The organism is Corynebacterium sp. HMSC055G02 (assembly GCF_001809065.1).
GTDB classification, from domain to species: domain Bacteria; phylum Actinomycetota; class Actinomycetes; order Mycobacteriales; family Mycobacteriaceae; genus Corynebacterium; species Corynebacterium jeikeium_D.
In genome coordinates, this window is record NZ_KV795659.1 from 99,111 (window position 1) to 109,592 (window position 10,482).

The following is a 10,482-nucleotide window of genomic DNA, read 5'->3' on the forward strand; positions in this document are numbered from 1 at the left end:
CACTCTATAACGAATGGCGGATTGCCGGGGGTGATTTGAGGGGTGCTGGGGAGAAAGTTAACTCGCCGTAGTCTCTCACCTGGGGTTATGGGAGAAACCGGGGGTAATTACATAAGTAGTTTTGGTGATGTGGCGCGAGAGTGGGGCGCGTTGCAATGTGGCAGGCGAATGGCGGGGGCTCGATTCTGCCTTAGGATTGGTTCGTGACTGGCGCACTCTTTGATGACATTGAGTTTCCTGTGTCGTCCGTCGAGGAGCTGAGTACCGTTTGCGACTTCGTCTCCAGCGTATTCGGGTGGAATTACGCCATGTACGGCGACGACTGCGCCGATAACAGCGATTCTGGCATCGTCAGCTGAATCAACGCCGAGGATCCCACCCGCGCAATCATGCCCCCATTAGAGCAGTGGATCTCGATGCCGCCTACGAGCAGGTCACGTCCGCGGGTGGCAAGATTGCCAAGAAACCATACGACTTCCCAAGTAGTTTTCGCTTTTGCTTCACGACGCCCGCCGGCCACGAACTCGGCGCGTGGACTCCGGCGGAGAAATTGACAGATACGCGAGATACCATTAGCCACGCTCGTGCGTTGTGAATCAAAAATCCCACTGTGCCGAAGTTCGGAGCTTCTAGTTTTCTTGAATCGTTGACCGTAGCTTCAAACCCAGTTGGCCGACCCTGCCCATCCATTCCGCGCGAGTTGAAACACGAGGAACAACAACTGTTGCGGGGCGTGTGCCCGCGCCTTTTGCTAAAAAGTACTGATTAACTGTAGTGCTATCTCCGAGTTGGGTGTCCGTCGAAATATTCGGAATTCGTTGGAGAAGCTCGGGTTTTCCCGTGCCTAAATAGAACGGGAAAGTTGCCGAAAACGCTTTGCGGCCTAAGTACGTAACAAATACCGGGTCTGAAACAGCTCGGTCAATGTCCTCCGTGTGTCCCTCGCAGGTTATGCGGACGATGAATTCCGCATCGGCCAAGTATGTTCGGCGGACGACCACAGTCGCTCCGACACCGGGTTTGTAGGCAACCGATTTTGCTGACTTGGCTTTAAGTCCTTGGCTAATCGCTAGACGACGCCGAAAGTCCCACTCATCTTCACGCGAGCCGATGGTGTGGAAGTCGTCCACGAACGTAGGTCGGCGTTCTTCTCGAACAGTGAACTCGATATCAGAAATCCAGTCCGGCCATTCATTTCGGCGGTATCCAAGGCCACCAGCAATCAGTCCGCGGAGTGCAGTGGTTGTAGGCATTTTGTCAGTTTTGACGAAATTACCGGTGATGGCTGGTTTGCCCCAACTTTGAACTGGCCCAGCCAGCCGAATGAACACTGAATCAGTCATCAAAAACCCACTTCACGACGGTGTCGATGAGGTCGTCCAGCTGAGTCGGCTCGAGTTTGCCGAACTTGCCTTCAAGCCCTGGGAAAGTTCCAGCGAGGGCTTCAGTGGGGCCGAAGTTTCCGGCGTCAAAGCTTCGTGCTGCGGAATACTGTTGAGAAAGGGAAGTGATTGTAGCTGCGAGGAATCCTCCAGCTCCTTCGGGGATGACCGGAGTTTGGAAGTCATATGCAGTCCGGTAGCGCTGTTCTTCAGCGAGTACTAGGGCTGGAAGGACGTATGGGGCTGTGCTGTGCTCTTTGCCGCGTGGCTGGCCATAGATAGCTGATCGAATCAATTCCCGGACGTTTTCTCGAGAGTCTTCTGCATCGAAAGCTGACCAGCTTTCACGCAACTGTTTCTTATCGATACTGACTGTGCGGTAGAAAACGCCACTGGTGTACTGGCTAACTCCGAGATATGTTGCCCCAGTTCGATGTTGTGCCTCGTGTCGATCATCGACAGTTGAGAAGTAATCGGTATCGATGCTGGTCGCATGAGTTGTTACTGCTGGAGAGACGCTGAGGGCCGCTTCCGTTGTGTTTTGAGGGGAATTGGCGAACATTCGACCAAAGGCAGCGATTGCTAGTGATCCTGTTCGGTGCTCCTGAATAAACTCGTTGACATCGGTTTTCTTGATGTCCTTTCCGCTCGTCAGGCTGGCCAGCACAGTCTGGGCGGCAGTATTGATCTCTTCATTTGACATCCACGTCGAACGAGCGGATTCAGCCTTTTGGGTTTGCGAATCAACGTCGCCAGAAGTCTTAGCTGGTGCTTCAGCTTTGGTGAGCTTGCCGACGATTGATCTCGCGTTTTTCAGTGCAGCCTTCCGGTCAACGTTGGGGTTCAGTTCAAAGACTCTTTCGACGATTTCTTCGGCGAGTTCACCCGAGCGGATGCTTAGGTCCATTGACGCGTTTTCGTAGCGTAACCGGATGCTGCGCTTAATCGATTGAGAAGAATGGAGGGCTCGAAGAACTCCGCCCTGGTTAATTCGTTTTGGGGTTCCGGTGTCATCACGGTTTAGATTGCTGAATGGGATTGCGGTGACGATGCTGAGGGTCAAGTTATGGGGCATGGAGTTTAGGCCTTTCTCGGGGAGTTGTTTATGCCTCTACGACAGAATTATGTTGTTGCGTTGTCTTTGTTGTCGTTATCTGTGTTGGAGGAGGTCTCTGGAATTTCAGCGAAGTAAGAGAAATAGTCTCGCAGCATTCGGCGCCTAATGTTCTGTGACGCAGGCGTGAATCCATTGCCCCAATATAGGAAGGTCCGGAACAGGTCGTAGTAGTCGAGCGCCGGAATAGGTCCGGGCAGGGCAGTTGCAATTTTCAAGATACGCGAAACGTTAAGAATTGCCTCTTCCGCATCGAGTGAATAGATGAATTGCAGGCGCTGGCCAACGGAGTCGAGGTCGTCGGGATTAGCCTGAAATTGTTCGCCAGTTTTCTTCGCTTGAGCAATTGAGACTTGTCGAGCCCAATGCCCGACCCTCCGAATCTTCTTTTGTCCATTTGTATCTGTTGTGTTCGATGGTCGGTAGTGAGGAACTTGGTCGAATTCTGCTACCAAAGCAAAGAGACGAACGAGTGATGTTATTTGATGGTCGGAAAGTGTCGGATCTGCATACGGAAGAACATGCGGATAGGCGTAGTGCTCGGTTGCTGGTGAGGCTCCGCGACGCAGCTCTGCTCGAGTCTTTCTCCAACGGGGTGACTGGATATTTGCGTCGTCTCGTAAGGCGAGAACGCTGGCTAACCGCGTTGCCCACATTGCGTGGACACTATTAGCTTCGGAAGATGTCATTAGAAACTCTCCTCGGTACTGGCCGGCTTGGGTATTAAGGCTTGTAATCCATTTCGGAGTTGTGCTCGGACATATGCGATTCGTGCTGGCTCCTGAATGGAATGGGGATTGACAACTTCATCAAATGCGCACAACGACGCGTCAATACAGCGGTCTCTGAGGTCGGTTGGCATCTCGTAGCTGTGCGTAAAAGGTGAAGGAGACTGAGCTTTATAGAATCTGCGAGCGTCGTTCAATATGTCCTGGTAAACCGCTGAAATATTGCGCCAGAAAGCGTTTGAAGCGTCCTGCTTTCGGTCAATCATGTCATCTAAAACTGCGGGTGGGTACTTAGATTTCGTGGGTTTCCTGCTAAACACTTGACATACCCTGCGATGCAGCTGGTTGATAAGTTTAGCTTGAAGCTGAATGTCCTCTTGTAAGTCTTCGTCGACATCGAATGCCCATTCCGCAGATGAGGGAAAGAAAACTTCGCTGGCGCGAATATTTGGTGAGCTAGCTGTACCTGCAATTAGGTGTTGTGCGAAAATGAGCGGCGCGTCGTTGGGTAAGCGGGATAATGCGCGGCTTGAGATTCGAGCATGCACTTTGTTTGAACGGTTATTTGCGGCCCACTCAACGGCAAGGTCAGTGTTGTCTCGCCCCAAGTCGACACGAACTAAGGTTTCGCCGCCTTTTTCACGCGTTTCATACAGGTAGAACGGGTCAAGTGTATTGCGCTGATCCCACCATTCTTTGTATGTCGTTTTATTTGTGCCCATCTCGGGTTTGAAGTACCACTCTTCGGGGATGCCGCCTGTGCGAACTCCATTAAGTACCCCATCTTCCCAATGGCATGCTGGAGCATTGGAGCTCCATGTGGCTCGCCAAAGTGGATGCGCCTGATTTGGAGCATCCGGGAGTGTGGAATTGTTGCACGTTCGATCTGCCCAAGCCGGAAGGCCACTGCCTTTTACCCATGATGTCGGTATTTGGTACAGCAAGGTTTCCAGAAGGGTATCTCCGGTTTGGATAATCTCAGTCGCGGTGTAATCGGCGCCCACAAAACGCATGCCTGGAGCTCCCATTTGGCATTTGTCTCCTGCGTAGTTGTTATTTCCCGCCATTGAGAGGTGGTGGTACACCACGAGAGCTAGCAGAGCGTCGGGCAGTGCTAAGGCTGGGGTCCCGTCATTGATTAGGTTCCAGTACGTCTCGCCCTCGTCGGGGAGCATTGCCGGTGAGAGCTTTTTAATGGGGAAATGTCCAGCCATCAGTAGGTGGGCTTTGTCCTTTGGGCCATCGCATGGCAGTGGTGGACGTTGAAGAAAAGGCTGAATTGAATCAAAGGGGTCGCAGCCCGGAGCTAAATCTGCAATTGCCTGGTCGACAGCATTTTCTGGTAGGCCGCCCTGAACAATTTCTTCGATTGGGGTTGATGTGTGACGTAAAGCCACTGCTGTGATCTCAGCGAGGAAACGTAACTGCGCCGTGAACTGATATGCGGCGCCATCTACGCTGATGGCGGTGTCTTGCTTATGTGATGAAAGAAGGAGGTCTCGAACGGTTGAGCGACCGTTCGGTGTTCTTAGGAAGGGTGAATCCGTGAGAGCATTTATCTTCATTCGTAGTTCACTTTCGCTAGGTACTGCTTTATGGTACCGATGAGGTTAATACGTCGCAAGCAATTGCCGAATATAAGTATTAATAAAACTGGTTGGCTATTTGAGAGTGCCTCCACGAGCGCGGAGAAGGTGTGCAAATAGCCGAATATAACGAAGTACCTCCACGAAAGCGGAGACCAATTTCACTGTACCGTTGATGCTGTAAATAGAGAGGTTTTCATGACAGCAACAGTATTTCTGACTAAGGTTCCAGTGCATTCTTTGCTTTCGCGAAGAATAGACAAGAAAAAGAGCTTTGTCCCGTCGTCGATTGACTCTCCGTTGTTCCGACACAGGGCTGTGATGAGCCTCTTTGGGGAGTTTGATGCAAATCCCAGGCAGACAGGAAAAATTCTTTTCCGAGTTGATTTCACTGCAGGTCACCCCCCGTACTTCCTTATCCAGTCTTCGGTGGAACCTGTACATCTCGGTGAGCTTCGAGGGGCTGAAAGTCGTACTGTGGAATTATTCGACCTTGAGCCCGGTCAGCCAGTTGTCTTTCGTGTAGCTGTCAATGCAGTTCGTCGAAAGCGTGAACAGCATGATGGAAAGATGAAGACCATCGTGACGCCCGTGCCATATGACCAAGAAATAGACGCAATTGAGCAGGGGCGGACAACAATTACTCCGTGGATTCAGAACAAACTCGCTGGAGCCTTGAAGGAGGTGCAGTTGGTTAACCATCAGCGAGAGGTGCTGAAGGCCACCGAACGGGAGTCTTCCCGAATGGCCATTCAGGTTGATGTTTTGGATGGTGCTGCGCTTGTCGACGATCCAGAGGCTCTAAACAGATTGATTCTCGAAGGCGTCGGCAGGGAAAAGGCGTATGGCTGCGGGATGCTAAGCGTGAAGGCAATTCCATGAGTGACTCACTTGTCCATTCCGAGCTCTGGGCAAAGAAGGGTGAGAACGCTGAGACGTATCCGCTTTTAGCACACATGCTTGATGCAGCTGCGGTAGGTACTTACTTGTTTAGGCATTGGCTTCGACCCGAGCTGCGCTTCCAAATAAGCGATGCACTGGGAGAAAATGCGGAGTGCATCGTGGCCTGGGTAGTGGGTATGCATGATTTAGGAAAAGCCAACCCGCTATTTCAGTTTCAGCACATGCGGGACGATGAATCGTGGCGAAAAGTCCGATCCGAGATTCGTGACAGTGGAAATTACGAACCCGTTCCACGGGAGAAGATGGAGCGCTGGAATAGGTACAGCGATCTTCGTAGGCATGAACGCGTATCTGCAATCGGTATCGGCGGAATGAATCTCGGGGATTCAACCATCGGAGAACAGTGGGCGACACTGCCAGCTTTAGGTCATCATGGCTACTTTACCCTTCCCTTCCGTGGAAAGATGCATTCATCCTCCATGAAACGTGCCGATGAGATGCTCAAATGGGAAGGATGGAAGACTGCGCACGAGAATATTCAAGAGTGTTTTGAGAGGGCCGTCGGGGTATCGCGAAACGAACTTCCCGAAGAGTGTGACCCTGCGGTTTCTATCCTTTTATCTGGACTGACCGTGCTGGCTGATCGTTTGGCATCAAATAATGAGTGGGTTGAGAACGCGCAAGCAGCCACAAGCCGAGGTGAGCTTAATCTCAATGACCCAACCGAGTGGTATCGAGTTCAGCTCGAGAGGGCAGACGAATACGTCCGTGAAAACCTTGGCATCTACTCTGGCTGGGAATCGCAGGAGCACGCAGAGTCAGTTATTCTGCAGCAACGTAGTCCACGGCACATCCAGAAAATAGTTCGTGACGCTGGTGACGGGCTTGTCGGAGTCATGGCTCCGACTGGAATCGGGAAGACAGAGGCGGCTCTGCTTCGCCATGCGCAGAAGAATGAGCGCCTCCTGTTTTTACTGCCAACCCAAGCAACAACGAATGCATTAATGAGACGTGTGCAGCGTGCTTTTTCTAGCACGCCGAACGTAGCGTCGTTGGCTCATAGTCTCGCGAGTGTTGAGGATTTTTACGACACCCCAGTAAGTAGCTTCCATGATGATACGGAAGGGGATCCTAGCTGTAGAGAATCTGGCGGACTGTATCCCGCATCATTCGTGAGAGCCGGGATGTCACGACTGATGGCAGCTGTATCGGTGGGAACGGTTGATCAGAGTTTGAAAGCCGGACTCCGTACAAAATGGCTACATTTACTATTATTGTCCTTGGCCAATGCCCACATCGTTGTTGACGAAGTTCATACGCTTGATCATTATCAGACAGAGCTGCTGAGCACTGTTCTTGAGTGGCTTGGCAAAGTTGGTGCACGAGTAACTCTTCTGACTGCTACCTTCCCGAGCTGGCAATACAGACGACTTGTACATGCATACTCAGGAGTGAAGGTTGACAAACCTGCTGAGTTTCCCGCAGTAGCGGTTGTTCGTCCTCGTCGCCAAGTTCAAAGTGTGCAGCGGGAGGAATGCGCACTAGAGCATAATTCTGGGGGCGAACGGGTCAAGAAGGCTGAGGAGTCTAAAGTAGTTTCAGTTCTGCCATTTGATGTTCTACGACGAGATATAGAACTTAATCACACAAAGATCAGTCACTCCGACAATTGCCGTGCTCATGCGGAATGGGTAATCCAACAACGCTTACGGTTCCCGCAAGCACGTATTGGAGTAATTGTGAACCAAGTGGATTGGGCTCAATCAGTAGCGAGACAATTGTCCGATGCAGGGCACAATGTAGTCGTGCTACATTCCGCGATGACTTCGGAACATAGACGTCGTAACGCAGAGTTGCTGGAAAAAATAATCGGACCTAACGGTAACGCCACTGGTGTGACCGTCGTAGGTACGCAGGCGATTGAAGCCTCGCTCGATATTGACATGGATATTTTGACTACGGATTTGTGTCCTTCAGCTTCGCTGATTCAGCGAATCGGTAGGGTGTGGCGAAGGCAAGATACGTCAAGAAGCGAAAGAATTCCTGAGATTCACACTCCATTGATTCGAGTGGTCGATGGTGTTGAAGTAAGCGAAAAACTGCGATATCCGTATTACAAAGCGGAGATGCTTCGCACATCGCGGTGGATCCAGCAGCATCGAGTTCTGAAGATGCCGGAGGAGTGTCAGGAATTCGTGGATGCTGCTTCAGTGAGTTTTGACGATTTGAAGAACCCGTCTGCAACGGATGCTGATTTCGATCAGGTTGCAGCTGAAAGCCTAATGGCGCGTAAGGGTAAAAGCGTCTCTTACGAAGTCGAAGAGATCCTAGACCCCGAATACCGCATGGCCAATCTCCATGAGAACTTTAGTAATGAGTCTGCTCTATCTTTGGATGGTGGTGATGCTAGAACTCGCCTTATCGAGGAGGAGTCAGTGCGAGTTATTCTCCTGGATTCCGGGGACAGCATTCCAGGCGGATGGCAAGGAGATGTCGAGGAACTGAGATCGATTCGCAGCGGGGATCGTGAGCGAATCCGCAAAGCGCTAAGGGCTTCTATGCCGATGAGACAGAGCAAGTTCTCGCAGATTGAGTCTCCAATCTCACTGGCCGATGCTAAAACTCTCTTGAGTCAGTACTATGCCGTCGAGGCGCATGAACTCTACGATTCTTTGGTTGGTTTCCTAGGATTCAGCGGGAAAGCGACCGGTGCGTAGTGACTTATTCAGAGGAAGCTATTGCATTCTCTCAAATTCCAGCAGGACACCAGGTTCGTTTTGAAGATAGAGTTAGTTTCCTCTACCTCGAGCGATGTAGCGTGCGCCAGGACAAGACCGGTGTTGTCGCTTATTCGAAAGTCGAAGGTGAGTCGCTGATTCAGCGTGTGCAATTACCGGTTTCAGGTTTGGCTGTGCTGCATTTAGGGCCTGGGACGAGCATTTCAGCGGCGGCCATGACTTCGTGTACCCGTGCAGGGGTGACAGTCATGTTCACCGGTGGGGGAGGAGTGCCTTCTTATTCCTACTCTGTGCCATTGACGAGCTCTGCTCGATGGGCGATTGCCCAAGCCAAGCTTGTATCATCGGAACGTAACCAGAGGAAAGCTGCGGTTATCCTGTATCGGCGCCAGCTTGGGTTGGACATTGATTCCGAAGAGACTAGCATCGCCGTGATGCGTGGACTCGAAGGCCGGATGATGAAACAGACATATCGGTCTTTAGCCCGAGAGCATGGTGTCAAGGCTTTTCGGCGTGATACTACAGCTGAAGATTCGGTGAACTTGTGCCTCAATTTGGCGAACTCAATGTTGTACGGCTGTGCCGCTTCCGCCTGCCAAGCTTTGGGGATTAACCCTGCGCTGGGAGTAATCCATCGTGGCGATGCCCGTTCTTTGTTGTTCGATCTGGCTGATTTATATAAACCTGAAGTTTCACTTCCGTTGTCTTTCCGATGCTCGAAAAGTGGTGACGCTCTAAAAGAAGTTCGGAAGGAAATTCGCCGTGAGATTCATCGAAGGGGCATGTTGAAAGAGATGATTGGAGTATTAATGGAGATTCTCGAACCGTATCTGCCAGAAAGAGACGATGACCGGTTGATTGCGGGACGGGGCGACGAAGTGGCTGGGCATACACAGTATGGAAATCGACCCCAGTAACAGTAGGTGCGTCCCTTATGTTTTTGGTACTTACTGCATCTAATTTGCCGGAACATCTCCGAGGGTATCTAACTCGTTTCTTAGTTGAAGTTGATACTGGAGTTTTTGTCGGTAACGTGTCGAGACGCGTTCGTGATAATCTATGGGGCCGGTGTAGCCGAGCTATAGGGGAGGGACGTCTAACGATGATTAATAATGATCCCACCCGAGAGCAGGGGTTCGCCGTAAATACGATGGGGAGTAATCGCCGAGTGATTCAGGACTTCGATGGTCTGTTGCTGCCTGTGACCTTATCTGCCGAAACTCGCGGACTTGAAGAAACTTCTTCGTAAAAACCGCAGGTCGGGAACTCTCTTCTCCGCATACGCGGAGGTATTTCCAGTGATGGCGGCGACAACCACAGAGGGTGGGACTCTTCTCCGCATACGCGGAGGTATTTCCCCTGGCACGTGAGATGGGCACAACGACGCGGGCTCTTCTCCGCATACGCGGAGGTATTTCCAAGTTGGCGTCCTTGCCGACCGTGCCGCCGATCTCTTCTCCGCATACGCGGAGGTATTTCCTTCGGCTTTCCATATCGGTTTCCTGGTTTTCCCTCTTCTCCGCATACGCGGAGGTATTTCCAGGGAAGCAGGCGTTCGACGCGGCCTCGGCTACTCTTCTCCGCATACGCGGAGGTATTTCCTTTGATGCGCAGTGGCAAGAAGCCGCCCCGTGCTCTCTTCTCCGCATACGCGGAGGTATTTCCAGAAGCGGTCAACGACAGGTTGGCGGGCACATCTCTTCTCCGCATACGCGGAGGTATTTCCAAGCGCATCAGATTAATGAACAGGGCAAGCTTCTCTTCTCCGCATACGCGGAGGTATTTCCAGCTGAGTATAGCGTGACACTACACTAGAGAGCTCTTCTCCGCATACGCGGAGGTATTTCCATCTAACGCTACAACGCCACTGCGAATAACCTCTCTTCTCCGCATACGCGGAGGTATTTCCTTGTCAATGGGTGGATACAAGTCCATGACTCTCTCTTCTCCGCATACGCGGAGGTATTTCCAGTTGTTGGCCGTGTGCTCCCCGCCCTGGCTACTCTTCTCCGCATACGCGGAGGTATTTCC

At 51.7% G+C, this 10,482-nt stretch carries 10 protein-coding genes and 1 CRISPR repeat array; of the genes, 6 read left to right on the forward strand and 4 right to left on the reverse strand.

What is annotated here, in order from left to right; all coding sequences use genetic code 11:
- The first annotated feature begins 203 nt into the window (after positions 1-203).
- Both HMPREF2547_RS11110 and HMPREF2547_RS11115 read left to right on the forward strand, forming a co-directional pair.
- Complete coding sequence (locus HMPREF2547_RS11110; protein ID WP_191622125.1) at positions 204-359, forward strand: hypothetical protein; 156 nt, start codon at positions 204-206, stop codon at positions 357-359.
- A gap of 47 nt (positions 360-406) precedes the next feature.
- On the forward strand, positions 407-595 hold the full coding sequence (locus tag HMPREF2547_RS11115; RefSeq protein ID WP_370548551.1) for a VOC family protein: 189 nt from the start codon (positions 407-409) through the stop codon (positions 593-595).
- A 34-nt stretch (positions 596-629) separates the two neighbouring features.
- Here HMPREF2547_RS11115 and cas5e read toward each other — a convergent pair whose 3' ends face one another.
- The 4 genes from cas5e to HMPREF2547_RS06900 are packed head-to-tail and all read right to left on the reverse strand — an operon-like array spanning position 630 to position 4,789.
- The gene (gene cas5e / locus HMPREF2547_RS06885) at positions 630-1,343 is read right to left on the reverse strand and encodes a type I-E CRISPR-associated protein Cas5/CasD (RefSeq protein WP_070605281.1); all 714 of its coding nucleotides are present in this window, start codon (positions 1,341-1,343) and stop codon (positions 630-632) included.
- Positions 1,336-2,445, reverse strand: a complete 1,110-nt coding sequence (gene cas7e, locus HMPREF2547_RS06890) for a type I-E CRISPR-associated protein Cas7/Cse4/CasC (RefSeq protein ID WP_318155788.1) — start codon at positions 2,443-2,445, stop codon at positions 1,336-1,338. Before cas7e ends, cas5e begins: the two co-directional genes overlap by 8 nt.
- Before the next feature lie 59 nt (positions 2,446-2,504).
- Entirely contained in the window at positions 2,505-3,185 is a 681-nt protein-coding gene (locus HMPREF2547_RS06895; protein ID WP_070605285.1) for a type I-E CRISPR-associated protein Cse2/CasB, read from the reverse strand.
- Complete coding sequence (locus HMPREF2547_RS06900; RefSeq protein WP_070605286.1) at positions 3,185-4,789, reverse strand: type I-E CRISPR-associated protein Cse1/CasA; 1,605 nt, start codon at positions 4,787-4,789, stop codon at positions 3,185-3,187. The genes HMPREF2547_RS06895 and HMPREF2547_RS06900 overlap by 1 nt, the downstream gene beginning before the upstream one ends.
- A gap of 219 nt (positions 4,790-5,008) precedes the next feature.
- On the opposite strand from HMPREF2547_RS06900, the gene cas6e reads away from it, so the two are divergent.
- From cas6e to cas2e, 4 genes are read left to right on the forward strand one after another with little or no spacing between them, the layout of a single operon-like run.
- Positions 5,009-5,692 (forward strand): type I-E CRISPR-associated protein Cas6/Cse3/CasE, encoded by a 684-nt coding sequence (gene cas6e / locus HMPREF2547_RS06905; protein ID WP_070605288.1) that lies wholly within the window; start codon positions 5,009-5,011, stop codon positions 5,690-5,692.
- A complete protein-coding gene (locus HMPREF2547_RS06910) occupies positions 5,689-8,430 on the forward strand; it encodes a CRISPR-associated helicase/endonuclease Cas3 (RefSeq protein ID WP_070605295.1) in 2,742 nt (913 codons plus the stop codon). The genes cas6e and HMPREF2547_RS06910 overlap by 4 nt, the downstream gene beginning before the upstream one ends.
- Entirely contained in the window at positions 8,430-9,368 is a 939-nt protein-coding gene (gene cas1e / locus HMPREF2547_RS06915) for a type I-E CRISPR-associated endonuclease Cas1e (RefSeq protein WP_070549970.1), read from the forward strand. The genes HMPREF2547_RS06910 and cas1e overlap by 1 nt, the downstream gene beginning before the upstream one ends.
- 17 nt (positions 9,369-9,385) lie before the next feature.
- Positions 9,386-9,700, forward strand: coding sequence for a type I-E CRISPR-associated endoribonuclease Cas2e (gene cas2e, locus HMPREF2547_RS10615; RefSeq protein WP_083296872.1), 315 nt, complete (start codon positions 9,386-9,388; stop codon positions 9,698-9,700).
- Positions 9,701-9,719: 19 nt separating this feature from the next.
- Positions 9,720-10,481: a CRISPR direct-repeat array (repeat unit 28 nt; unit sequence CTCTTCTCCGCATACGCGGAGGTATTTC).
- Position 10,482 lies beyond the last annotated feature (1 nt).